Source organism: Christensenella sp., assembly GCF_034927525.1.
In the GTDB taxonomy this organism is placed as follows: domain Bacteria; phylum Bacillota; class Clostridia; order Christensenellales; family Christensenellaceae; genus Christensenella.
Genome location: NZ_JAYFPU010000206.1, coordinates 19,929 through 45,519 on the forward strand (window position 1 = coordinate 19,929; position 25,591 = coordinate 45,519).

22 protein-coding genes and 1 pseudogene are annotated in these 25,591 nt (G+C 51.3%); 4 read left to right on the top strand and 19 right to left on the bottom strand.

Annotated elements, in window-relative coordinates; genetic code table 11:
• Window position 1: 1 nt before the first annotated feature.
• Window positions 2–1,558, top strand: coding sequence for a xylulokinase (gene xylB / locus VB081_RS08450; protein ID WP_323400384.1), 1,557 nt, complete (start codon window positions 2–4; stop codon window positions 1,556–1,558).
• Window positions 1,559–1,600: 42 nt separating this feature from the next.
• Here the strand turns inward: xylB and VB081_RS08455 are convergent, their stop codons facing one another.
• Window positions 1,601–3,259 carry an AMP-binding protein gene (locus VB081_RS08455; RefSeq protein WP_323400385.1) on the bottom strand — a complete coding sequence of 553 codons (1,659 nt, stop codon included), beginning with the start codon at window positions 3,257–3,259 and terminating at the stop codon, window positions 1,601–1,603.
• A gap of 10 nt (window positions 3,260–3,269) precedes the next feature.
• On the bottom strand, window positions 3,270–3,815 hold the full coding sequence (locus tag VB081_RS08460) for a helix-turn-helix domain-containing protein (RefSeq protein ID WP_323400386.1): 546 nt from the start codon (window positions 3,813–3,815) through the stop codon (window positions 3,270–3,272).
• A 174-nt stretch (window positions 3,816–3,989) separates the two neighbouring features.
• Here VB081_RS08460 and VB081_RS08465 point away from each other — a divergent pair, with 174 nt between their 5' ends.
• Window positions 3,990–4,946, top strand: a complete 957-nt coding sequence (locus tag VB081_RS08465; protein ID WP_323400387.1) for a putative RNA methyltransferase — start codon at window positions 3,990–3,992, stop codon at window positions 4,944–4,946.
• Here VB081_RS08465 and VB081_RS08470 read toward each other — a convergent pair.
• The 17 genes and pseudogenes from VB081_RS08470 to VB081_RS08555 all read right to left on the bottom strand — a co-directional run bounded on the left by VB081_RS08470 (window position 4,928) and on the right by VB081_RS08555 (window position 24,248).
• Window positions 4,928–5,614, bottom strand: a complete 687-nt coding sequence (locus tag VB081_RS08470; protein ID WP_323400388.1) for a response regulator transcription factor — start codon at window positions 5,612–5,614, stop codon at window positions 4,928–4,930. The two genes, VB081_RS08465 and VB081_RS08470, sit on opposite strands and share 19 nt — an antisense overlap.
• Window positions 5,615–5,618: 4 nt before the next feature.
• Window positions 5,619–7,094, bottom strand: coding sequence for a sensor histidine kinase (locus tag VB081_RS08475; protein WP_323400389.1), 1,476 nt, complete (start codon window positions 7,092–7,094; stop codon window positions 5,619–5,621).
• 35 nt (window positions 7,095–7,129) lie between these two features.
• Window positions 7,130–7,648 carry a GNAT family N-acetyltransferase gene (locus VB081_RS08480; RefSeq protein ID WP_323400390.1) on the bottom strand — a complete coding sequence of 173 codons (519 nt, stop codon included), beginning with the start codon at window positions 7,646–7,648 and terminating at the stop codon, window positions 7,130–7,132.
• Between the two features lie 44 nt (window positions 7,649–7,692).
• Window positions 7,693–8,541 (bottom strand): 3-hydroxyacyl-CoA dehydrogenase family protein, encoded by an 849-nt coding sequence (locus VB081_RS08485; protein WP_323400391.1) that lies wholly within the window; start codon window positions 8,539–8,541, stop codon window positions 7,693–7,695.
• A gap of 3 nt (window positions 8,542–8,544) precedes the next feature.
• A complete protein-coding gene (locus tag VB081_RS08490; protein WP_323400392.1) occupies window positions 8,545–9,306 on the bottom strand; it encodes an enoyl-CoA hydratase/isomerase family protein in 762 nt (253 codons plus the stop codon).
• A gap of 5 nt (window positions 9,307–9,311) precedes the next feature.
• A complete protein-coding gene (locus VB081_RS08495) occupies window positions 9,312–10,499 on the bottom strand; it encodes an acetyl-CoA C-acetyltransferase (RefSeq protein WP_323400393.1) in 1,188 nt (395 codons plus the stop codon).
• Between the two features lie 150 nt (window positions 10,500–10,649).
• On the bottom strand, window positions 10,650–11,660 hold the full coding sequence (locus VB081_RS08500; RefSeq protein WP_323400394.1) for a branched-chain amino acid ABC transporter permease: 1,011 nt from the start codon (window positions 11,658–11,660) through the stop codon (window positions 10,650–10,652).
• Between the two features lie 37 nt (window positions 11,661–11,697).
• Window positions 11,698–13,146, bottom strand: coding sequence for an FAD-dependent oxidoreductase (locus VB081_RS08505; protein WP_323400395.1), 1,449 nt, complete (start codon window positions 13,144–13,146; stop codon window positions 11,698–11,700).
• Window positions 13,147–13,237: 91 nt separating this feature from the next.
• Window positions 13,238–14,608, bottom strand: coding sequence for an ABC transporter substrate-binding protein (locus VB081_RS08510; RefSeq protein WP_323400396.1), 1,371 nt, complete (start codon window positions 14,606–14,608; stop codon window positions 13,238–13,240).
• Window positions 14,609–14,668: 60 nt separating this feature from the next.
• On the bottom strand, window positions 14,669–15,547 hold the full coding sequence (locus VB081_RS08515) for a branched-chain amino acid ABC transporter permease (protein ID WP_323400397.1): 879 nt from the start codon (window positions 15,545–15,547) through the stop codon (window positions 14,669–14,671).
• Between the two features lie 64 nt (window positions 15,548–15,611).
• Window positions 15,612–16,316, bottom strand: a complete 705-nt coding sequence (locus tag VB081_RS08520) for an ABC transporter ATP-binding protein (RefSeq protein WP_323400398.1) — start codon at window positions 16,314–16,316, stop codon at window positions 15,612–15,614.
• On the bottom strand, window positions 16,309–17,076 hold the full coding sequence (locus VB081_RS08525) for an ABC transporter ATP-binding protein (protein ID WP_323400399.1): 768 nt from the start codon (window positions 17,074–17,076) through the stop codon (window positions 16,309–16,311). The genes VB081_RS08520 and VB081_RS08525 overlap by 8 nt, the downstream gene beginning before the upstream one ends.
• A gap of 70 nt (window positions 17,077–17,146) precedes the next feature.
• Complete coding sequence (locus tag VB081_RS08530) at window positions 17,147–18,586, bottom strand: FAD-dependent oxidoreductase (RefSeq protein ID WP_323400400.1); 1,440 nt, start codon at window positions 18,584–18,586, stop codon at window positions 17,147–17,149.
• An 18-nt stretch (window positions 18,587–18,604) separates the two neighbouring features.
• Window positions 18,605–20,044: an FAD-dependent oxidoreductase gene (locus tag VB081_RS08535; protein WP_323400401.1), complete on the bottom strand. Its 1,440-nt coding sequence runs from the start codon at window positions 20,042–20,044 to the stop codon at window positions 18,605–18,607.
• A gap of 146 nt (window positions 20,045–20,190) precedes the next feature.
• Window positions 20,191–21,821: pseudogene (dhaK, locus tag VB081_RS15020) on the bottom strand (dihydroxyacetone kinase subunit DhaK).
• On the bottom strand, window positions 21,822–22,904 hold the full coding sequence (locus VB081_RS08550; protein ID WP_323400404.1) for a glycerol dehydrogenase: 1,083 nt from the start codon (window positions 22,902–22,904) through the stop codon (window positions 21,822–21,824).
• Between the two features lie 309 nt (window positions 22,905–23,213).
• Window positions 23,214–24,248, bottom strand: coding sequence for a PocR ligand-binding domain-containing protein (locus VB081_RS08555; RefSeq protein WP_323400405.1), 1,035 nt, complete (start codon window positions 24,246–24,248; stop codon window positions 23,214–23,216).
• Between the two features lie 747 nt (window positions 24,249–24,995).
• Between VB081_RS08555 and VB081_RS08560 the strand changes: the two genes are divergently transcribed.
• Together VB081_RS08560 and VB081_RS08565 are read left to right on the top strand one after the other, a co-directional pair.
• Complete coding sequence (locus VB081_RS08560; RefSeq protein WP_323400406.1) at window positions 24,996–25,241, top strand: helix-turn-helix domain-containing protein; 246 nt, start codon at window positions 24,996–24,998, stop codon at window positions 25,239–25,241.
• Between the two features lie 79 nt (window positions 25,242–25,320).
• Window positions 25,321–25,569, top strand: coding sequence for a helix-turn-helix domain-containing protein (locus VB081_RS08565; RefSeq protein ID WP_323400407.1), 249 nt, complete (start codon window positions 25,321–25,323; stop codon window positions 25,567–25,569).
• Window positions 25,570–25,591: the final 22 nt, after the last annotated feature.

A 25,591-nucleotide genomic window follows, 5' to 3' on the forward strand; every position in this document is an offset into this window, starting at 1 on the left:
AATGAAGTACTTTCTCGGCATCGACGCTGGTACAAACGGCGTAAAAGCTATCGTCATAGGAGAAAATGGCTATCTGGCCGGCACAGGCTATGAGGAATATAATATGATCACGCCCAGATACCACCATGCCGAGGAAGACCCCGCAGAGTGGTGGTCTGCGTGCAAAAAAGCAGTCAAAGCCGCCGTCAATTCGAGCGACGCGGGCAAAAAGATCGAAGCGATCGGCATCACCGGCCAGATGCTTGCGACCACCTGTCTCGACCATAATTTAGATACCATAGGCAACTGCATCATCTGGCTTGACCAGCGCGCCACCAAAGAAAAAGCATGGATCGAAGATAACATCGGCAGCGATACTTTTCTCGGCATCACCGCCAATCATCCACTGCCCGGTTTTTGGGCGCCCAAGCTGATGTGGATGCAAAAAAACACCCCGGAGGAGTATCAAAGGATTTATAAGGTCCTGTTCTCCAAAGACTATCTCCGTTTTATGATGACGGGCGATATCTCCACCGAGGTCACGGACGCGTCAGGGTCTTTTTTGTTCGACGTTCCCCGGCGCGCATGGTCTGACGAGCTTTTCACATTGTGCGGGATCGACAAATCGATCGTGCCCGAGCGCGTGCTTGAATCGTGCGACGTAGCCGGATATCTCAAACAGGACATCGCAAAGGAGCTCGGCCTGAAAAGCGGCATACCCGTTGTTGCGGGCTGCGGCGACCAGCAGGCAGGCGGCGTGGGCAACGGTGTCATCGAGGCCGGTATGGTCTCCTCCACCATCGGTGCGTCCGGCGTTGTGTTCGCGGCTATGGATACGCCCATCGCAGACAAGCTGCCGCGCGCGGCGCTTTCCATGTGTCACGTGCAAAAGGAAAAATGGTGTCTGTTCGGCTGTACGCTCGGTGCGGGCGGTTCCTTCAAATGGCTGCGCGATTCCATGTTTCCTACAGAAAAAAAAGAACTTGCCTCTCTTGGCAAGGACGTATACAACTATATGAGCGAGCTTGCGCAAAACGCCAAGCCGGGCAGTGAGGGTCTTTGCTTCCTGCCTTATTTGAACGGTGAGCGTACGCCGTATTCCGATCCAAACGCCTCCGGCGTATTTTTCGGCATCACCTACCGGCACGGACGCGAGGAGCTTTGCCGCTCCGTCATGGAGGGCGTTACGTTCAGCCTGCGTGATACGCTTGAAATTCTGCGCGAATACGACATCGAGGTCACCGAGATCAGGGCTTCGGGCGGCGGCGCAAAAAGCAGTTTGTGGCGGCACATACAAGCGGATATTTTCAACGCTTCCATCCTCAGCACGAGCATCGAAGAGGCTCCTGCGTGCGGTGTGGCGCTGATGGCGTCTGTTGGGTGCGGCGCGTTTTCTTCTTTGAAAGACGCCTGCCGTTCGATCATCAAGATCACAGGTGAAGTAAAACCCGATCCCACAAACGTGGAGATCTATGAAGAATATTATGGAACCTACCGTTCCTTATACCCCATCCTAAAGGATACCTACGCGCGACAGGCAGAACTGGTCGTCAAAAACAGCGAACGGTTCAATTATTAAAAATTTGCACAAAAAAAACACGGCGATTGCCGTGTTTTTTCTTTATGCTTTATCTGCGTCCTCTGTGCGTATCTGTATGCGCCGTATTTTTCCGCTTACCGTTTTAGGCAGTTCTTCCACAAATTCGACCACGCGCGGATATTTGTAAGGCGCCGTCACATTCTTGACGTGCGTCTGCAGCTCTTTCCTGAGCGCATCGCTCTGCTCGTATCCACGCGCCAGCACGACAGTCGCTTTCACGACCTGCCCGCGCACCGGATCAGGCACGGCTGTCACCGCGCATTCGAGCACGCACGGATGCGTCAGCAGCGCGCTCTCTACCTCAAACGGCCCGATCCGGTATCCTGAGCATTTGATTACGTCGTCGTTGCGGCCCACAAACCAGAAATAGCCTTCCGCGTCCCGCCATGCCGTATCGCCCGTGTTATAAACACCGTCCTGCCAGCAGCGCTCAGTCGCCTCTTTATCCTTATAATACTTTTTAAACAATCCTGTCGGATGTTTTTTGTCGGTATTTTTGACCACGATCGAACCGACGATACCATCCTCGCACGAATTGCCGTCTTCATCCACAATATCCACATCATAAAGCGGCGACGGCTTTCCCGTCGAACCCGGCTTGATCGGATCCCAACCGAAATTCGCAATCAGCACACTTGTCTCCGATTGTCCAAAGCCCTCCGTCACGGCAAGGCCTGTCATCTCCAAAAAGCGGTTATACACCTCCGGATTTAATGGTTCTCCCGCGATGCCCGCGTGCCTGATCGTCGAAAAGTCACACCCGCTCATATCCTCCTTGATCAAAAAACGATAAATCGTCGGCGGCGCGCAAAACGTCGTCAGCTTGAGCCTGTCGATCGTTTCAAGCATTTTATGCGGATCGAATTTTTCCGTATCATAAGCGACGATAACCGCTCCGCAGATCCATTGTCCGTATATTTTCCCCCAGCCGAATTTTGCCCAGCCGGAATCCGCAACAGTCAGGTGCAGCCCGCCGTCCTCCACCTTCTGCCAATACTTCGCAGTCACAATGTGCCCCAGCGGATATGTAAAGTCGTGCAGGATCATCTTCGGCATCCCCGTCGTGCCCGACGAAAAGTAGATCAGCATGGGGTCGTCGTTTTCGTTCTGATATGCGCGCGTCCAGTTTTCGTCCGCTTCGCTTAAGGCATTCCTTAAGTCAAACGCCCATGCGGGAATGTTCTTCCCCACTACGCCCACGCTTTTCAGTGTCGGGCATTCTTGCAGAGATTGCTCGATATGCCCGAGCATCTCGTCATCATCTACTGCACAGATCATCTTGATCTCCGCCGCATTACAGCGGTAGATGATGTCCTTAGGCGTAAGCTGGAACGTCGCCGGTATGCACACCGCCCCCAGCTTATGAAGGCCGACCATCATAAACCAGACCTCTGGCCGCTGCTTTAGCATCAGCATGACCGCATCGCCCTTTTCGATCCCTTTGCTTTTCAGCATATTGGCCACTTTATTGCTTAGGCGGCTCACATCGCCGAACGAATACCTCTTTTCGTTGCCGTCGTCGTCACACCATACAAGCGCGGGCTTATTTTCGTCCTGCTGCGCCCATCCGTCTACAATATCATACGCAAAATTAAAGTGTTCCGGTATATTGAGCGCATAATTCTGCTTAAAATCATCGTAATTCTCAAATTCTGTCCTGTCTAAAAAACGTTCCAACATATACCCGCCCTCACTCGTTGATGATCGTCAAAAATTTCGCTTCGCCGTCTATGGCACGCTGCCCGTGCGGGATCGCCGGATTGAAATAAATGCTGTCGCCCGCCCCCAGCACAAACTCTCGCTCGCCGATCACAATCTTGATACTGCCTTCCAGCACATAATTGAATTCCTGCCCGTCATGCGTCACCAGCTCCGCCTCCTCGCTGGGGGAAATGGTCACGATCATCGGCTCCATATCGCGGTGTTTATAATTATATGCCAGCGATGTAAACGAATACCCAGGATAGCGCTCTACGCTCACGCCGTTGCCGCCCCGCACGATCGTATATTCGTCCATGCGCGGCGCTTCGCCCGTCAAAAGCTCTGTCGGGTCTACTTTAAGCTCCGCAGCCACGCCGTAAAGCACGCCAATCGGGATATCGTCCTGCGCGCTTTCATATTTTTGATATTCTTGAAGGCCTACGCCCACCTTGCGCGCGACCTCTTCCTGCGGGATCTCAAGGATCTCCCTTAGCTCGCGTATCCTTGCCGCAATCTGCACGACCTGACTGTTCATCGCTTTTTCCTCTTTTCTGCAATTTGGGGGATTAAAAATACCCTTTTATTGTAGCCTGTTCAAAAAACACTGTCAATGTAAGCAAGCAAAAAGACCGCGTTTTAAATGCGGTCTTCCCTGTTTTACTGTTATTTTTCCGTTTTCAATTTTCGTATATACCATCCGGCAGTCAGCGTGCTGAAAAGTATCAGTACAAGTATTCCTCCCGCAGAGGTTTCGTCGCCTGTTTTGGGCGCTGCGCTTTGCCCTTCCCCCATAGAATGGTATAATAAAAACATGAAAATCCAGACAGTAATCAAAAAATTTGAAGGAAGCGACATATTTTTTCGTTGTCCGGTCTGCAGGGCCTCCCTTTCATTGCATGAGAACGGGAGTTTTTTGTGCAAAAACGGGCATTGCTTCGACTTGTCTTCCAAGGGTTATGTCCACCTGCTTCCCGGCGGCGCGGGACACGACCTGCGATACGACAGCGAATTGTTTACAAGCCGCAAAACGGTTTTTGGGGACGGCTTCTTTGAGCCTGTCGCTATGGCAGTGCAGGAGACGGTAACACGCTTTCTTCCCGACAAAACTCCCGTCGTTTTAGACGCAGGCTGCGGGGAAGGATACTATTCACACTTTCTGGCACGTTCGCCAGGCTTACACGTCTATGGGATCGACAATGTGAAGGAAGCGGTTGTATTGGCGGCCAAAGAGCCGGGGCATGCACGCTTTGCCGTTGCCGACCTCGCCGCCCTGCCTGTTGCCGACGGCGCGGTAGGTATTTTGCTCAACATTTTAGCGCCCGCAAACTACGACGAATTCGCCCGCGTGTTGTGCCCGGATGGCGCGATCATAAAAGCCGTGCCCGGAAAACAATATCTGCGCGAGCTGCGTCAATGCGTGTCCAAAAACCTGGAAAGCAAAACATATACCAACGAAAAAACAATCGGCCATATGGCGCGTCACGCCGATATCGCCGATCAAAAAACGATCCTTTATACGCTTCCTGTCTCGCAGGAACAGCTTGTCTCTTTTTATAAAATGACGCCCCTGACGTCACATATCCCCATACAAGAAGCGCAGCTTGAGCACATCACAGAGATCACCATCCACTTCGAGCTGCTCATCGCTTATCCGCGGAAGCGGTAACCCGAGCCCCATACTGTTTCGATATATTTTTTGCCGCCGCGTTCGATCTTGTCGCGGATGCGGTTGATATGCACCGTCACTGTCGCCGTGTCTCCAAACGGTTCCATTCCCCATATCCGGTCAAAGAGTGTTTCTTTGCTGAACACGACGTTTGGATGGGAGGCAAGGAAGGCCAGCAGTTCGAACTCCTTATTTTTAAACACCACTTCTTGTCCCGCGAGAAAGATCCGGCGGGCCTCTACGTCGATCACCAGCCCGTCTGTTTCTATTCTATTTGCCTTATCCTCTTTTGACGCACCCGTCAACCGCTTGTACCGCGCAATGTGCGCCTGCACGCGCGCCACCAGCTCGGACGGGCTGAACGGCTTAACCATATAATCGTCCGCGCCCAGACCAAGCCCGCGTATCTTGTCGATATCCTCCCTGCGCGCAGAAACCATGATCACCGGCGTATCTTTTTTCTCGCGCAGCCTCCTGCATATTTCAAACCCGTCCACACCAGGTAGCATAACATCGAGCACGATCGTCGCATACTCATTCCCGAGCGCCTCCTCAAGCCCTTCTGTACCAGTAAAAACGTTGGTCACTTCAAATCCGTTTGCCTGTAAATAATCCCGCTCGAGCTCTGCTATGCTCTTGTCGTCTTCAACGATCAGTATTCGTTTCATGCCCTTACTCTCCCTGTCGCGGCAAAACGATCATCACGGCAAGCCCCAACCCCGGCCGTCCCTGCGCAAAAATTTTCCCGCCCATCCGCATGACGATGCGGCGCGCGATCGAAAGCCCGAGGCCGCTGCCCTTTGCCGCATTGCCCCGCGCAGGATCGCCGCGGTAAAAACTCTCGAATATCTTTTCCGCCTCTGCTTCGCCGATCCCGCTGCCGTTGTCCGAAAACACGATCCGCACAGCGCCCTCGCCTACGTCCTCCAGCACAATATTGATCCGGCTTTTCACAGACGCATCTTTTTTTCGATATTTCACGCTGTTGTCCGCAAGGTTTTTCAGCACGCGCCCAAGCTGCGCACGATCAATCTTTGTCCATACATGCCCCGCGCACCTGTTTTCAAATACAAGCTCCATATCATGCTTTTCTATGCCGAGCCGCAGCTCCCCGCAGCAGTGCAAAAGATAGGCGGCAAGATCGGTACGCTCCATGTGAAAAGGCATTTTATCTGTCCCGAGCTTGGAAAACAAAAACAAATTCTCCACAAGCTGATCCATATCGCACGCCGTATCATAGATCGTGCGCAGGTAATGCTCCTGTTTCTCGGGCGTATCTGCGATGCCGTCAACGATCCCGCTCACATAGCCCTTGATGGATGTGATGGGCGTCAGCAGGTCGTGCGATATCCCGGCGATCATCTCCTGCTGTTCTCTGGCGTATTGCTGTTGCAGCAATACGGATTTTTTCAGCCGCCGCCGCATTTCGTCAAATTCCTCGCATACCTGCCCCATTTCGTCTCCGGAACGAAAATCAACTGCATAATCCAGATTACCGTTTCGTATCTCTGTTGTCGCCCTGCTCAATTGCCGGAGCGGCGCCAAAATGCTTCTCGACACTTTCTTAGATAAGATCACACCCGTTAGTACAATGATCAGGATCGCCGTGCCGCCCATCGCCACCAATAAAATTTTCAATTGGGTTTTTATCTGTTCATATACATAATACTCTCCTGTATCATAGGCGAGCCCGCGGTTTACGACAAAAACAGAATATGTCGTTCCCGCCGCATCCGTTTGCGTCCGGTAGACAAACCCGTTTTCGTTGCGTAAAAACAACGGCGTATCTCCTTTGCCCGCACCGATCTCCGCCGCATTTGCAAGCATTTCCCGCTCCGAAGCGCCCGGCGTGCGGTATAGGATATCCGTGCCGTCCAAAACCAGAATCTCTGTACCGAACCCTTCCATGTCCTCGCACACACCTAAAAAGGCCGATCCCTGCGCGAACGGCTGTGCGTTTTCCACAAGCTCCTCGCTCAAAGAATCCACCATCACCTGCAGCTGGTAGTTCGTTGTTTTACTGCTGAATTTTTCCAGCGCCGTGACCGTAAGTCCCGAGCCCTTGCCCTCCAGTATGCCGAACAGGATGCCCACCATAACAAGTAAAACGATCATCACCGGAATGACGATCATCATAAAGTTTGCCAATGTAATTTTCTTTTGGATCGAAATGTCTTTGAATTTCAAATCACGAATGCATACATGCAGGAATCCTGCACGCGCCCCTCCTTATATACTGAACGCTCGGCGATCCCCTCCAGGCGAAACCCTGCGTTTTGCAGCACCTTTCTTGATCCGGCATTTTCCGCAAACGGCTCCGCAAAGATACGCACGATATCCAAGCTATCGAACGCTACATTGCATATCTGGCGCACCGCGCGCGTCATGATCCCGCGTCCCCAGTAGGGCTCCGCCAGCCAGTATCCGAGCTCCGCACTTTTGCAGTAGATGTTGTCCTTTTGAAAAACGCCAATGCTCCCGACTGCTTCGCCGTCCACATCGATCGCCAGCATAATGTTCTTCTTAGGGTCGGCGGCAAGGCACATATCCTCAATAAACACAACCGCGTCCTCGAGAGTATAGGGAAAAGGAAGCCCGTCACGCAGCCATTTTTGCACGTCATGATTGTTGATGTAACGCGCAACGCTGTGCGCATCACTTTTTTCCCATTTTCTCAATACAAAATCCATTTCACGCCGCATTTCTTGCTCCTTAGTATACCAAAGCGGCGTAAAAAAAGCGACGGTTACTTTTCGTATGAATAAAAACCCTGTTTTGTCTTTTTTCCCAGCAGTCCGCCGCGCACCATTTTTTTGAGCAGCGGATGCGGACGGTATTTGTCCTCCCCTGTTTCCGCTTGCAGTACCTCCATGATCGCCAGAACCACGTCAAGCCCGATCATATCCCCCAGTGCCAGCGGGCCGATCGGCTGGTTCGATCCCAGCTTCATCGCCGTATCAATATCCTGCACCGAAGAAACGTCGTCGGCATATACGCCGATCGCCTCGTTGATCATGGGAATCAGTATCCTGTTCACCACAAAGCCCGCGTGTTCCTTAACGCATATCGGCGTTTTGCCAACTTCGCGCGCCGTCTTTACGATACGTTCCACGACCGCCGGCGCGGTATGCATACCGCTCACGACCTCGACCAGCTTCATGATGTTTGCCGGATTGAAAAAGTGCATGCCCAAAAAACGCTCCCTGTATTTCAGCCCGTTCCCGATTTCCGTGATAGACAGGGACGAGGTATTGGACGCAAGGATCGTATCGCTTCCCACAATTTTTTCCAGCGCGCCAAACATCTCCCGCTTGGCCTCCATGTTCTCATAGATCGCCTCCACGACAAGGTCGCTTCCGCCGCACTCCTCCATATTGTCCGTAAAATTTATCCGTGTTAGGATTTCGTCTTTTTGTCTCTCGCTGATTTTTTCTTTCGCCATCATATACAGCAGCGAATCACAGATGATGTCCCTTCCTCGCCCCACATCCGCCATACTGCGATCCGCCAAAACGACTTCGCGATCCGCCATTGCAAACACCTGTGCAATGGATGCACCCATCGTTCCCGCGCCGATTACCGCTATTTTCTTCATTTATCATTCTCCTGAAAAATATTCTGTTTTCTTTTTACGATTAAAATCACCCATGCCTGTTTTTTGATCTTTGGTCAGAAACAACTGGGCAAAATACATGTTTTCCGTTATAAACTTTTTTTGTGTCATGGCTTTTTTTGCATTCCTGATGCCAAGCGGCGCATTTGCGCACAGCGTATGCGCCAGATTTGCCACCTCCTGCTCAAACACGTCTTTTTCAAAGCATGCGTTGATCAGTCCATATTGCAGCGCTTCGTGCGCGCTGATCATCTTGCCTGTAAAAATCATTTCCGCCGCGCGTCCACGACCGACCAGCTCCCTTAGGCGTACCGTACCGCCAAACCCCGGCATCACGCCCAGCGTCGTTTCCGGCAGCCCAAACGCCGCCGTATCGTATGCAAGGCGAATGTCGCATGCCAGAGCAATCTCCATGCCGCCGCCAAGGGCATAGCCGTTTACCGCCGCGACCACAGGCTGTTCCAACTGCTCGAGCATGCGGAACGTTTCGCACCCCAGCTGCGCAAACGCGTACGCCTGTTCATACGTCATTTTTTCCATCGCGGCAATATCCGCTCCTGCCGCAAACGCCCTGCCTTCCTCGCTTCCCGTAACGATCACGCACCGCACTTCCCGGTTGCCATTGAGTTTTTGACACGCTTCCTGCAGCTCAAAGAGCATCTGCTCGTTGAGTGCGTTTCGTTGCGCAGGGCGGTCGAGCACGATACGCGCAACATTTTCTTCGATTTCGATCCGAATGGTTTCCATGCCGCTCACCTGCACAGGGCGTCCCGCTCAAAGATTGCGGCTTCGCCCATCCCGCCGCCGATGCACAACGTTGCGAGCCCATATTTTGCTTCTCGTTTTGCGAGCTCATGCAGCAGCGTCACCGCAATACGCGCGCCCGACGCGCCGATCGGGTGTCCGAGGGCGATCGCACCGCCGTTGACATTTGTTTTTTCTTCGTCCGCACCAATTCCCCGCATCACCGCGATAGCCTGAGACGCAAACGCCTCGTTTGCCTCGATCAAATCCATATCGCCGATCACAAGTCCTGTATTTTGCAGCGCTTGCTTGACCGTCGGGATCGGCCCTGTGCCCATGACCTGCGGGTCTACCCCGCACGACGCGCACCCGAGCCACTTCGCCTGCGGCATCAGGTTGTGTTTTTTCACAAAATCTCCGGACGCGACCACCATCGCCGCCGCACCGTCGTTGATGCCCGAAGCGTTGCCCGCGGTGACTGTTCCATCCTTCTCAAAGGCCGGACGTAATTTTGCCAGTGCCTCTGCCGAAGTATCCCGTACATATTCGTCCTGCGCAAACAATACTGCCTCTCCTTTTTTTTGCAGGACAGGAATGGGCACGATCTCATCCCTGAACCGTCCTGTCTGTATCGCGCGCAGCGCTTTTTGCTGCGATTGCAGGGCAAATGTATCCTGCATTTCACGCGTGACGCCGTATTGCTTCGCTACATTTTCCGCTGTGACGCCCATATGATAATCATAGAACGCATCCCACAGACCTTCATGGATCAACGAATCCGTCGCCTGTACGCTGCCCATCTTCTGTCCCCGGCGAAGGCTCATCGTATGCGGCGCGCGCGACATATTTTCCATGCCTCCCGCGACGACGCATTCCGCCATGCCTGCACGTATCAAGGCCGCCGCAAGATTCACAGCATTGAGCCCTGACCCGCATACCTTGTTGATCGTCATGGCCGGTATCTCCTGCGGGATGCCCGCACGCATTGCCGCCTGTCGTGCCGGATTTTGTCCCAGTCCGGCCTGTAGTACGTTGCCCATCAGAACCTGACTTACCTGCTCCATACCTACGCCCGCACGTTCGCACGTATTTTTGATGACAGCCGTTCCCAGCTCTACTGCCTCTACGTCCTGTAATGAACCGCCAAACGCTCCGATCGCCGTCCTTACGCTGCCTAAAATATAAATGTCCTGCATTCTTTTGTATTCCTTTCTTCGCCGGATAAACAAAACCCGCTCATCAATATGTGGTAAGCGGGTTCTTTATGGGTACCTTGTGTGGTCTGCTCCCCATTCAGACAAACACGCTGACACCACTGGAGGGCTGTTTTTGGTTGGTATTGCCTGTCATTCCGGCATATTGGCAATATTTTCTTTGTTGTTTTTTTCTTTTATTTTGCTGATCAATTTCTTAAAGCCGTCTACGATCGGTTTTACCATTCCCTTGGGCAGCAGATATACCATAACAATGATCAAAACACCAAATGCCAGCTGCCTGTAAAGCTCTGCCGCGCGCAGCAGCTCCGGCAGGAAGGTCACGACCACCGAACCGACGATCGGCCCGATCACCGTACCGCATCCGCCGATCATAACCGCGAGGATCGCATTCATGCCGATGCCTGCCGCAAACGTTGTCGGATTGACAAAATTCATGTAGTGCGCGTAAAGCACGCCGCCAACACATCCGAGAACCGCGCTTAGGTTAAAGGCGAGAAGCTTTGTTCCCGTTGCATTGATGCCCACTGCCTTTGCCAGGTTCTCATTCTCGCGCATCGTGACGATCGCCCTGCCCGTCCTTGATTTAAACAGCCGATAGACAAACAGCAGCGTCAGCACCGCGGCAATGAGCACAATATAGAAGTACCCTTCCCTTGACGAAAGCGGAAGCCCAAAGAAATCTCCTTTGAGCGGCGGGATCGAAAATCCCTGAATGCCGCCTGTCACATCCTGCCAGCCCTTCATGATCGTAAATAACAGCATGGCGAACGCCAGCGTAACGATCGAGAAGTAATGCCCTTTGGTGCGCAGGGACGGAAGGCCGATGATCGTACCGACCACAAGGCCGATCCCTACCGCCATCAAAAGGCCTACCGGCATGGAAAGCCCCAGCTTGCTCATCATCAGCCCGGATACGTATGCGCCTATCCCGTAAAAGGCGACCTGACACATGGATACATATCCAGCATATCCCTGAATAATGTTGAGCCCGGACGTCAGGACGATCCAGATCAGCGTAACGATGATCAGGTGCAGATAGTACGAGGTCGTTACGATCTGCGGGATAAAGAGCATGATCACAAGCGCCGCTATGGCGACCAGTGCGATCGTCAATTGCCTCTTTTTCGATTTTTTCAACATAGAATTTATTCCTCCATATGATGTATTGAAGTCCCGGTCATTCGCTGATCTTAAAACCATCGCCCCATTCTTCGGCACGCCGCGCGTATTCCGCCACCACTTCCGGCGATACCTGTTTGTTCGTTGTCAGCATCCCCTGCCTGTTGAGCTGTTCCTGTACCTTTTTAACATCCACGTTCTTCGGCGCAACGCCATCTTTCACTGCAATCGCCGCAGCTGCGCCCGCCGCCTGTCCTGTCGTCAGGCTGGGTGTGCAATAGCGGATCGCGCCCCACGTGATGAAGTCGAGCGAGGACGTGCCTCCGGCTGCCAAGAGGTTGTCATAATCTTTAGAAAGCAGGCAGCGGTACGGGATGTCGTACGGTGTTACATTGAACTTAAAATGATGCGATCCGTCCGGGAAGAAAAGATCAGGCGGCATATTGCAGATAGATATAGAATCTTCAAACGTCCTTGCGCCGTACATATCTTCTTCCTTTAACGTGTATTCGCCGACGATGCGGTGCCCGTCCCGAAGCAGCGCGCACGACGGCGTCTGCTCTATGCGGGACTTTTCAAAGCCCGGCACATTTTCCTTCAGCAGCTCCCAGCACGACCACGCCTGCTTGCGCATGTCTTTTTCCGCATATGATACAACCTCTACCTGCCACGGATGCTGCCCTTTTTCCAGCTTATAATAAGGATTGATGATCCATGCCCTTCCGTCCTCATATTCTGTCATCAGGCAGGAATTACGCGGGGAATACAGCTTTCCCTCGGCGCGCGCCTTTGGGAAAAGCTCGCGGCCCTTGACCCAATGATCCCACTGTTCCGGGTTTGCCTGCGCAAACTCACGGAACTTGTGATAATCGATATTGCGGACAAAAAATCCGTATCCGAGACCCATATGCAGCCCTTCAAACGGACCGAACCTGTCGTCCGGATATCCGTTTTCTCCTGTTACGCTGGCGCCTGATTTCCACGCGATATGCGCGATGCCCGTGCAATCGATAATCGTTTTGCCAAGAACCGCCTGCCGGCCCTCAAGGCTCTCAATGATCACGCCCCGCAGGGAATCGCCCTCTACGATCGCGTCTACTGCAAGCGCGTGAAAGACGACCTTTACGCCTGCCTTTTCCATCAGGTTGTCTACCAGATATTTATAATATTCTCCGTCAAAGAAGATGCTTCCGAATTCATTTGCCCAGTGGTCGCGCACCTGACCCGGGCTGTTTTTGTGATCCATACCGGCGGCGATGATATCATCCATGATCTCTTGCACAATACCACCCTGCACCCGGTCGTCTACCCATGCAAAGGAATCATCAAAGGCTGCTGTCTGGCTTCCGCCAAAAAAACCAAAGCGTTCAATAATGATTGTTTTTGCACCGTTTCGTGCTGCCGAGATGGCCGCGCCAATGCCTGCCGCGCCGCCTCCGATAACAATGACGTCCATTTCCTCACAAAGCAGCGGTACTTCTCGTGCGCTTTCCTGAATCGTTTTCATTGTTTGGTTTCTCCTTCATGGTTTTGCTCCGGAGAGACCCCGCCGTGCGGGGCCTTCCGAAACAGGTCTATCGTATGGTGCCAATGTGGGTTTATTTCGTGCCGGGATATTCGATCCCCTGTTCTTCACAATATGCCTTTAAGAAATTGTGCAGGAAGTCCGGCCCCAGTTCCTTACCGATCGTGCTTTCATACGCCCAGTTCTCGTCTTCCATGCTCCATTTTGCAACGGTGTAGGGATGATAGGCCTGGCCGAGGTCGTCAAACAGCAGTCCGCCTTCAAGGGGCGTATATTCTATCAGGACTCTCGGGTCGAGGTCTTCTACCTTGACTTCCTTCAGCGCGTCGTTGACAGCCTGCCAGTCTGTTGTGCCTGCGTTCTGCATCGCCGCCATCAAAATCCAGAAGTTGTCATAACCGTTTGTCGCTGTCTGGCTCGGGTTTTCCCCAAACATCGCTTCGTATTTCGCTACGAATTCGTCGGACTGTTTGCCGTTTTCGCCGCCTTCTTCAGCAACCTGCGGGCGAATGGTGTAGCTGCCTTCCATCTGGTCGTTCGTGCATGTTTCCAGCCACTGCGGGCCTGTGCCGCTCGAGAATGTGATCATCGGGATATCCGAGCCGAGCTCACGCAGTTGGCGGAGCGCCATAGCGGATTCTTCGATATTACCTGCCATGTACACCGCTTCCGCACCAGAGTTGGCGATATTCGTCATCTGGCTCAAAAGATCAAGATCCCCTGCGTTCATCGTTTCTTTTGCGACCACTTCCACGCCGACCTTGCCAAACGTATCGACTACGTTGTTTGCGTGTACGCTGTACCCTGTGTCATTGAAAAACGCGAGTACCGCAACCTTATTGATGCCCAAGCTTTTGATGTATTCGCAGTCCGCAACCGGATCGTAGCAGTTTGCCGTAGCACTGCGGAACAGGTTACCGGGCGAGAGCAATGCGATCTGCGGCGAACGCGCGTTGCCGACCAACATCGTTACTTCCTTACCCGGGATCTGCTGTGCGGCAGACGAGGTGGAGGTAGAAGAGCTCCAGCCCAGTACATAATGCACCTGGTCAATGTCCATCAGTTTCTGGATGGTGGACACGCCTTCCGTCGCGTCGCTCTTGTTGTCGTATACGACAACTTCGATATTATATGTCTTGTCGCCGATCTTGATGCCACCTGCTTCGTTTACTTCCGAAGCAGCGAGCTTGACCGCGTTAGAGGCCGGCAGACCGTAAGGAGCACCCGTTCCTGTCAGCGAATCGTCTACACCGATTTTCAGTGTTTCATTGGAACTGTTCGCCGCAGAGCCACCATCAGCTGATGCTACTCCGCCGGAAGGTTCGCCCGCTCCGGTCTGCGTGCCGCTTTCTTGTGCCGCCGGCGCGCCGCATCCACCAACCAGTGCGACGACCATCAGCACAGCTACAAGTATAGCCAGTACTTTAAAGTTTCCTTTTTTCATTCCTTTCAATCCTCCTGTATTTTGATTTACTCTTTTCCTTTCAGAAAACCCTTATATTCATTATTTTGTTGCAGCGCTTGATTTACCGAACAATCCATTCGGCTTGAATATCAGCACCAGGATGATAATGATAAATCCAAACGCGTCCTTATAGGCTGCTGAAATAAATCCTGCGCCAAGGCTTTCGACGATACCCATGATGAGGCCGCCGACAATAACACCGGGGATGCTTCCGAGGCCGCCCAAGATCATGACCGCAAAGCCCTTGAGTACGATGTCGCCGCCATAGGACGGAAACATTTGCAACAGGCTGGTTACAAAGATACCGCACAAGCCCGCGAGCGCGCTGCCGATCGCAAAGACCGAGCTGCTCGTCTTGTTGACGTTTACGCCGACCATTGTCGCCGCTTCTCTGTTTTGCGACATAGCGCGGATCGAGCGTCCTAGTTTGGTCTTTTTCATCATAAAGGCCAGAAGCGCCATGATCACCAGATTGATGATGATCACGTACAGACGGAACGTCGTGATCGTGACTGGCCCAAGCTTTAGCGTCGTATTGCCCACAGCCTGGATCGAAACCGGATCAGCCCCCCAGATCATCTGGCAGACGTTCTCAAAGATAAAGAGCAGTCCCAAAGCCATGATAAAGATATTGATAGGCGGCCCTTTGATGATTACGCGGTAACAGTATCGTTCTAAAAACATACCCAACAGCGCGCATCCAAGGATCGCGATGACCGCTGCCAGTATCCACGGTACGCCGAGCAGCCGTGCAAAGGTATACCCGATGTAGCCGCCGACCATCACAACAGAACCATGTGCAAAATGCGAGATGCCGAGAACGCCGTAGATCTGCGATAACCCTATGCCGAGCAGGGTATAAATACTTCCTGTAACAACGCCGTTTACCAATTGCTGAAGAAGTATAGCGTTTTCCATAATTTTCCTCCTTTAAAGCGGTTTTTGAATTGCAATCATACTATGTGTTACGCTCTGTACATCCTTAGATGCCGAGATAGGTCTCATGGATCGTTTTGTCCTTTGAAAGTTCTTCCGCGGTGCCCTCGATCACGATGTTACCCGTCTCGAGAACGTACACATAATCGGCAAGGTCAAATGCCATCTGCGTGTTTTGTTCCACAAGCAATACGGTCGTTCCGCGTTTATTGATATCTCTTACGATGTTGCCTACTTCCTCGACCAATATCGGCGCCAGTCCCCAGGAGGGTTCGTCCAGCATCAAAAGCTGCGGCTTTGCCATCAGCGCCCGCGCGATCGCAAGCATTTCCTGCTCGCCGCCCGAAAGCGTGCCCGCGAGCTGGCTCGTCCTGTCCTTTAGACGCGGGAACCATCCAAATACTTCCTCCACCGAATTTTCGATCTCTTTTTTATCTGTGCGCGTATACGCGCCCATGATCAGGTTTTCATACACCGTCATATCCGGAAAAAGCTGTCTGCCTTCCGGGCACAGCGATACGCCGCTTTGCGTGACCGCATGGGATTTCATTTTGTTGAGAGCCGTTCCATCCCATTCGATGCTGCCGCTTTTGATGGGCATCATACCCATGATCGCTTTCATGGTCGTCGTCTTTCCTGCGCCGTTGGTCCCAATCAAAACCGTTATCTTTCCCTTTTCCGCCTTGAAGGATAATCCATGCAGGATTTCTACGTTGCCGTAGTTGAATATCAGATTTTCTACCTTAAGCATGATTTCCGCTCCTTCCCAGATATGCCTCGATCACGGCTTCGTTTTTCTGGATGTCTTCCGGTTTTCCCTCGGCAATCTTCTGCCCCATGTTCATGACCACAACATGGTGGCATACTTCCATGATCATTTTCATGTGGTGTTCGACAAGCAGGATCGGTATGCCGTCTTTGCACACTGAACGCATCAAAGCGATCAGCTCCGCACGTTCGTCCTCGATCATGCCTGCGCACGGTTCATCGAGCATCAAAAGCTTGGGGCTTGTGGCAAGCGCGATCGCGATCATCAGCCTTCTCTGGTCTGCACTCGTCAGCGAGTCTGCCTGGGTCTGCATTTTTTCTTTGAGCCCCACGAATTCCAGCAGCTCCTCGCTGTGCTCCAGCACACGTTTTTCTTCCTTGATCGTCCCGCATATGCCGAAAAGCCCTGTGACAAAATTAGATCTTGTCTTGTTGTAATGAGCGGTGACCACATTTTCCACCGCGCTCAACGTTGGAAAAACGCTGCTGATCTGGAACGTACGCGCGATGCCCATTCGTGCGATCTTATGGGACGGCGTACCGCTTATTTCCTTGTCCTCGAATAAAATGTTGCCGCTCGTTGGCTTATGTACGCCTGTGATCAGATTAAAGCAGGTCGTCTTGCCCGATCCGTTTGGCCCGATGAGTCCCAATATCTGGTTTTCCCCTACGGTAAAGGACACATCCTTTACCGCAGCCAGACCACCAAAGTATTTTGTTACATTCTCAAAACGGAGAATCATTTATACATTCCTCCAAATCTCTTAGTCTTGCGGGCAGCAGATTTGTTGTAGCCGGATCCTTCAGCCTGCATCAAAGCTTAAGTCCCCTATTCCATGTCTTTGTCCGCCATTTATATTCCTCTATCACCTCAGGCGACAGTTGTTTGTTCGTTGTGACCATTCCCTGCTCGTGCAACGTGTCCTGCACCAGCTTCACATCGATTTCTTTGGGCGTCACGCCTTGTTTTGCCGCCAGCGCCGCCGCCGTCCCGGCTGCCTGTCCTGTACAGATGCTCGGCGTGCAATACCGCAGCGCCGCCCACGTCACAAGATCCATAGAGGCAGAGCCGCCCGCAGCGAGCAAGTTGTCAAAGTCTTTGGAAAGCATCGTGCGGTACGGAATATCGTACGGCGTTACATTATAGATGAACTGATGGCTTGCGTTGGGGAAGAACGGATCCTGCGGCATATTGCAGCACGCGATGGAGTCGTCAAACGACTGCGCGTTCTTCATATCGTCGTCCGTGATCGTATATTCGCCCACGATCCTGTGTCCGTCGCGCAGCAGCAGCCTGATGGGCGTCTGCTCGATCTTTGCGTTCTCAAAACCTGGAACATTTTTCTTGAATGTTTCCAGAATCGACCACGCCTGCTTGCGCTGATCGACCTCCGCGTCGCTCAAATCCTTTCCCATCCAAGGATGGCTGCCTTTTTCGATGGGCTTATACGCGCCGATAAACCAGCAGCGTCCGTTCGCATATTCGATCATCAGCGTGCTGTTGCGCGGCGTATACAGCCTGCCCGCTTCTTTTTCCTGTACAAACAGCTTTTTGCCCTTGATCCAATAATCCCATTCTTCTTCGTTTTGCTCTGCAAATTCACGGAATTTTTTATAGTCTATGCCACACATCCAAAAACCGTAGCCAAATCCCATGTGCATACCCTTAAACGGACCGAAGCGGTCGTCCGGATAGCCTTCTTCTCCTGTTACGCTTGCGCCCGCCTGCCATGCAATGTGCGCAAGACCTGTGCAGTCGATGACAGATTTTGCGAGGATCGCCTGCCGGCCTTCATGCGTCTCTACGATGATCCCCTTAAGCATATTGCCATCCGCAATGCCTGTCGCTGCAGATGCATGGTACAGCAGGGTCACGCCCGCTTCTTCCATCATTTCTTCTACCAGAAGCTTGTAATATTCCTCGTCAAAATAGATGCAGCCCGTTCCGGGACTCCAGTTGTCGCGCAGGCACCCCACGCTTGGGTTGAACGTTTCGCCCGCCTTTTTCAGGCGTTCGATGATTTCAGCAACAATGCCGCCCTGCACGCGGTCGTCCACAAAAGTATAGTTATCGTTGTGTGTCAGCGTCTGGTTTCCGCCCAGGCAACCGTATTTTTCGACCAACACGGTTTTCGCGCCGTTGCGCGCCGCCGCGAGAGCAGCGCCGATGCCCGCCGGGCCGCCGCCGACCACAACCACGTCAACATCATATAAAACCGATACTTCCTTGGAGGTCTCCATTATCGTTTTCATTTTTATATTTTTCCTTTCTTACATACCGAAGCCGTTGCCCCATTCCTCAGCGCGTCTTGCGTATTCCTCAACAACGGACGCTGGCAGGTCTTTGTTTGTTGTGATCAGGCCTTTGCCATGCAGCTCTTTTTGAAGTTCCGATACATTGATCTGGCTCGGCATGACGCCTTGCTTCGCTGCCATTGCCGCCGCTGTTCCTGCTGCCTGTCCTGTGCATACGCTTGGCGTGCAATACCGCAGCGCCGCCCATGTGATTAGGTCCATCGAGCCTGCGCCGCCCGCTGCCATCAGGTTTCCAAAATCCTTGGAAACAAGGCTGCGGTACGGGATATCGTAAGGCGTTACGTCAAATTTGAAGTGGTGCCCGCCGTCCGGGAAGAACGGATCCGGCGGCATGTTGCAGCACGCGATCGAATCTTCAAACGTTTTTGCGCCGCGCATATCATCTTCTGTCACTGTATAGTTCCCGACGATCCTGTGACCGTCCCTGTGCAGCAGCTTGCTCGCCGTCTGTTCGACTGTCGCGTTTTCAAAGCCCGGCACATGCTTTTTGAGCAGGTTCAGGATGGAGAACGCCTGTTTCCTGAGGTCTACTGTCGCAAGCGAAATCTGTTCCGCTTCCCACGGATGGTGTCCCTTTTCGATCGGGTATCCGGGGCTTAACATCCATACCCGTCCATCCTCGTATTCCTGGAAGATGCAGCTGTTGCGGAAAGAATAGAGCTCGCCCGTCTTCTTTGCTTCCGTAAAGAGCTTCCTGCCCTTTACCCAGTCGGCCCATTCCTCTGGGTTTGCTTCTGCGAACGCACGGAATTTGGGATAATCCAGCCCACGTATAAAGTAGCCGTACCCAAACGCCATGTGCATGCCCTTGTACGGGCCGTACGTATCGTCTTTGTAGCCTTCCTCGCCTGTTACGGAAGCGCCCGCCTTCCACGCCAGATCGGCAATGCCCGTACAATCGATGACCGTCTTCGCGAGGATCGCATGGCGTCCCTGCCAGCTTTCGATGATTACGCCTTTCAGCTCATTGCCTTCACGGATACCATCCACCGCGAACGCGTGGTACAAAAGCTGTACGCCTGCTTCGCCCATCATGTTTTCAAGCATCAATTTGTAATATTCAGGATCAAAGTAAAAGCATCCCTCGTCTGCGCTCCAGTGTGCCTTTTTGGAACCGACACTCGGCTTGTATACCGCGCCGCCCTCGTGCAATTTGTCGATGATTTCCTGGATCAGTCCACCCTGTATACGGTCGTCGATAAAGGAGAACGAGTCGTTGAACGTGAGTGTCTGGCATCCTCCCAGACAGTTGAACCTCTCGATCAGCACTGTTTTTGCTCCCGAACGCCCTGCTCCCAGCGCCGCGCCGATCCCCGCTGCGCCGCCGCCGATCACGACAACATCAGCCTCGCATAAAACCGGTACTTCCCTGCTTGCTTCCGTTACTGTTTTCATTTTTTCTTTTCCTTTCCTGCATCGCTTTTGTCCCACTATCCCGTATCTTGCGTATGAGAAAGAACACTGTAGTTATTTTGTGCTTTTCTCACTACAATTTACGGATTTTCCTTTATGTAAGTTCCACTGGTTGAAAGTTCTGGTCGTTATTGTTTCTGCTTTACAAAGCTGTCAAAAATAACACTGATCGCTACAGCGCCCGCATCCGGATAATCGATACTTCGTTCGCCAAGGTATGACGCGCGTCCCTTGCTCGCGACGATCTTTTTCGTGTCTTCCGCGCCCTGTGCCGCGCTTTTTGCCGCTTGTGCCACCGCGTCTGCAAGCGGTTTGCCTTCATCCACCGCCTTTTGCATTGCCTGCTGCGCCGGAATCAGCGCGTCAAGCAGAGTCTTATCCCCCAATTTTGCGCCACCGCGCTTTTGTATTCCTTCGATCGCCGCGCCAATCATCTCCGGAACGTCCTGCTCTGTAACCGTCTCTTTTCCTTTAACGCACAGTGCCGCCGCGCGGAATCCCGAACCCCAGATGGGGCCGGATGCGCCGCCGCAATATTCTGTGATGATCATCGCACAACCCTTCACAAACTGGCTCACGTCAGCTGTATCGATCTGGTCAAGCTGCTTCTGCACTTCCCGAAACCCCTTGGAAAGCGACATACCAAAATCCCCGTCGCCCGCCGCGCTGTCAAGGTCACAAAAATATACTTCATTTTGAATGATGACGTCGCACAATTTTGCGATCACATTTTTTACGTCTGAAACTGTAATGTCCATTCCTTCACCCCTCATATCTTCAGCGCAAGCGTATCAGCCGGGCTGTCAAGCAGCTTTTTTAATTCTTCGTCCAGTTTGAGCACCGTCACCGATGCGCCCGCCATATCAAGCGAGGTCATATAATTGCCCACGATCACTTCGTGCATCTGGATTTTTCTCTGCTGCAACTCCCGGCATATATCTTTGTTCAGAATATACAGCTCCATCAGCGGCGTACCGCCGAGACCGTTTATGAGCAGCGCACATTCGTCTTTTTGTTTTAGCTTCAGTTCCTCGCACAGCATATCGCACATACGCTTTGCGATCCGCAGCGACGACGTCGCCTCGCAGCGTTCGATGCCCGGTTCCCCGTGGATGCCTACGCCGAATTCCATTTCTTCTTCCGCGATCTCAAACGTCGGCGTACCCTTGGCAGGCACGGTACAGGACGTCAGCGCAAAACCGATCGTTTTGGCATTTTCGATCACCTTTTCTGCGATCCGTTTGACTTCCTGCAAGTCTTTTCCCGCTTCCGCGGCAGCCCCGGCGATCTTGTGGACAAATACCGTTCCGGCAACGCCCCTGCGGCCGATCGTATACAGGCTATCCTGTACCGCGATATCGTCGTTCACATACACGCATTCTACTTCGATACCGTCTTCGATCGCCATTTCTGCCGCCGCATCAAAATTCATGCAGTCGCCTGAATAATTTTTGACGATCAACAGCGTTCCCGCGTCGCTCTCCGTTTGCAGGATCGCGTTGTATACCTGTATCGTGGACGGCGATGCAAATACGTCTCCGCACACCGCGGCGCTCAGCATGCCTTCGCCCACAAAACCCGCGTGTGCCGGTTCGTGACCGCTTCCGCCCCCCGAAATCAGGCACACCTTGCTCTTATCAAGGTTTTTTCGTTTGACCACCCGATACCTTTCATTCAATTCCAGGTTGTCATCCGCCAGTATGATCCCCTCACACATTTCGTCCACAACGGATACAACCTCGTTCATGATCTTTTTCATTTACCAAGTCCTCCCAATGATGTCTGCAGTGCGGATGGCTGCCGCAACGTCTTTCGGTGTTACCTCAAACGGCATATTATCCATCGTCTCCAAATCAGAACACGCGTGCGTCGCAACCTTCATCAGCCTCTCGTCGTCAAGCTCCTCCACGCCAAGGTCTGCAAGGCACACCGGCAGCGACAGCGAACGGCAGAAGTCCAGCACTTCTATCAACGTTTCTTCATCCGTATTTTCAAGCACCAGCTGTACCAGTGTTCCGAACGCAACCTTTTCCCCGTGGAAATAATGATGTGTTTCTTCCAATACCGTAAGCCCGTCATGCACCGCGTGTGCCGCCGCAAGTCCGCTGCTCTCGAACCCAAGTCCGGAAAGCAGGATATTTGTCTCAATGATATTCTCAAGCGCTTTTGTCACTACATTTGCATCACATGCCGCCTTTGCCTTATGCCCGTCTTCAAGCAACGTAGCATAACACGTCTCTGCGATCGCGGCTGCCGCGATCGTGCTGAATCCGCCCGACATGTTGGGCTTGTTTGCCTTGATGCAGGCGCGCGCTTCAAACACGGTCGCAAGCGCGTCCCCCATGCCCGAGATCAAAAACCTTGTCGGCGCTTTGGCAACGATGCCGGAATCCACCAGTACGAGGTCAGGATTTTTGGGAAGGTGCATATACCGTTCGAATTCGCCGTTCTGCGTATAAATAATGGCAAGCGCGCTTGTCGGCGCGTCTGTCGAGGCGATCGTCGGGACAATGATGACCGGTTTTTTTGTCAGCGTGCTTGTCGCCTTTGCTGTATCAAGCGCTTTTCCGCCGCCAAGGCCGATCACAACATCCGCGTCTTCGCGTCTCACAAGCTCCACGACCCTGCCTATTTCCGCATCGCACGATTCTCCGGAAAAAGCGGCATGTACGTAGTCTGTGTCGCTCAGGCTCTCGTCCAATATATCTTGCACCCGTGCAAAATCGTCCGGATGCGCAACCAATATGGCCTTCTTGCCAAAGCCGGCCACATACTCGCCCAGTTTCTTAAGCTCGCCCTCTCCCTGTACGAATTTTGAGGGAGAAATAAAACTTCTTGTCATAATCTGTCACTCCTTTTTATTATTTGCCCATAATTTTTATCATGATTTTTTAATAAAATCTTTGATACGATAAATTGAATGAAAGAGTGGTTCCTGTATTTATTGTTTTTTCAGTAGATATTGGATATTGTTTCCCGATATACCGGCTGATGGAAGGTGCAAATGCGGTATTCGGTTTGTTGGTGTAGTGCCATTATAACTCCCAAAAATTCAAAAGGCATTATACAACTATGACCTGATTTTGTAATTATTCATCGTAAAATATTGCCTTCCATGGCTGTTATGGTAGTTTTTTGACTGTAAAATTTGTCACTTCATGTACTTTCTGAACATTGCAGGGGTGATGCCCTCATGCTTTTTAAATAACTTGATAAAGTAACCAGAATCGCTGAACCCAAGATCGTTGGAGATGTCAGTTACCGACAAACTGGTGTTTTCCAGCATGTTTTTTGCAATCGTCATCTTAAAATCTGTCACATAGTCCGAGAAATTTTTTCCCATCTCTTTTTTGAACAAACGGCTTAAATAGCTTGGACTGGTATGGGATAACTTTGCCATTTGCGACAGCATGATGTTTTCATGTTTGTTGTTGTAGATGTACTCGATGACAGGTTTAAGGATCGGATGCTTGGACGAGCTGATCGCTTGGGGCTCGCCGGATTTTACTTGCTTGCTCATGATCGCTTTTGCCACCTGATCCTTAATATTGATCATTGCATCCAGTGATGTGTCTGTGAAGTCTGCCCCCGCGGAAGCACTTTCCGAGACGTTCCCCAAAATTTTTCCATACGTCTCGTTCATCGCGCTTTTACTGATCGCCTCTCCCACAATATAATTACAAAGGTGAAGCAGCAGGTTGATCCCTGCGTTAATCCGCTGCATGGAAATTTTGGGTATCCGCTCAAATTTTTTGCGGAGCGACTCGCTTTGATCGATAAAACTGTTTTCATAAGCAGACATCAGTATCTTTTCCAAATTATCTGCCATGCTCGCCTGTTCCGCCATGACCTGCCCCGCCATAACCGCGCCGATATATTTATCATCGATCACGATGGGGATCGCGACATCCACAATATTACAATGGCACAAATACATAAAAGGCTTGTTGAGCCGCGCGGCCTCGATGCCTCCCCGCGAATCGCATTTCTGGCAATATTTAGCCGTCTCCGGATTTTTCCTTACTGTCGCACAAAATTCCGTACAGCCGCTGTGTTTTGTGACGGGCGCTCCCTTATAATCCACAATCAAAATTGCCATACCCGTGACGATCGCCAGTTCATCCTGGATTTTTTGCCATTGTTCCAGATCTAAAATGCTGCGGATATTCAATAAATTACTGTTCAATAATCTTACCTCCAGACATTTTGTGCAGCAAAACAAACTGTTCTGCGCAACTTTTTTCCACTTGGAACAAACAGATTCGTATGAAAGCAAAATATTGTTTTGAAATCTCGTGGAATTTATGAAGGGGAGCAATTTTTGTTAAAATTTGTGTCGGTGTTCTTTCATTATAGACTATGTCATTTTTAAAGTACTCGTACCCAAATGACATAAAAAAGTAGTTTTGAATCGTATTTTTATGACCTTGTTTGAAAAGAACGGTAATATTTTGACCGTCATAATTTTGAAATGCGCGCTAAAAAGCCAAAACCACCCTATCCCTTTTGTTGGCTCATGTTCGTTTTGATGCGTTGTTCAATTATTTTTGTCGAAATCTAACGATTATAAAAAGATTTTGCTTTAAATCGCAAGTAAATTTTATTATACCTGTTTCCCGCTTTGTATCCAACAAAAAAAATTGTAGATGTCCGTATTTACAGCCTTATATTTAGGGATGCAAAAAAATTTGTTCTGCTTCATTATAATATCGCGCGAATCGTTTGTCCGCGCATGCGATCCTGTCATTCTGAGCCACCAGTTCCGGTTCGCTGAACGATTCATATATTCCTGATTCAAAAAGATAGATCAGCTTCGATGGAGGAAAGTATCATTCATTTTTTACCTCGCGTTGAATAGTGTTAAACACCGTCAGGATACTTATACATTAGAATCAAGTCATGGTAAATACTATTCAACAAAAAAGAGGCAAATATGTTTAAAATAAAAGCCCCAGATGGCACAAATAATCTCTGTGGAAAAAATGTAAAACGCTTACGCGAAAACTATAATCCGCCGCTTTCTCAAAGGGCTTTAGCGAAAAAATTACAACTGGCCGGATATGATGTGGATAATCATTTTATTCGTAGGGTAGAGCTTGGGGAGCGGTTTGTCACGGATATTGAAATTAAAATGTTGGCGGAATGCTTTCAGGTATCGACGGACGCATTGTTAAGATAAATAACAGGGCTGAACACTTCGGTTCGCGCTTGAAAGTATCATTCGATTTTTATTTGCCCTTTTAAACAAGGAGCACGCTATGAAAACAAGGAAACTGCCGCTTGGTGATCGCAATATGATTGGCGCACGGGTAACAATCGCGCGAAAAGAACTTGGGATAAAGCAAGTGGAACTTTTAAGCAAACTTCAAACTGTCGGAATTGATATTAGTGTCCCCGCTCTTTCACTGTTAGAAGGTCAGAAACGACCTGAATCGGATTTAGAACTGAATGCACTTGCAAATATTTTGAATGTATCTGTCGATTGGTTGATGGGTAGAGATAGTTAATGTGCCAGAAGAGATTGCGCGC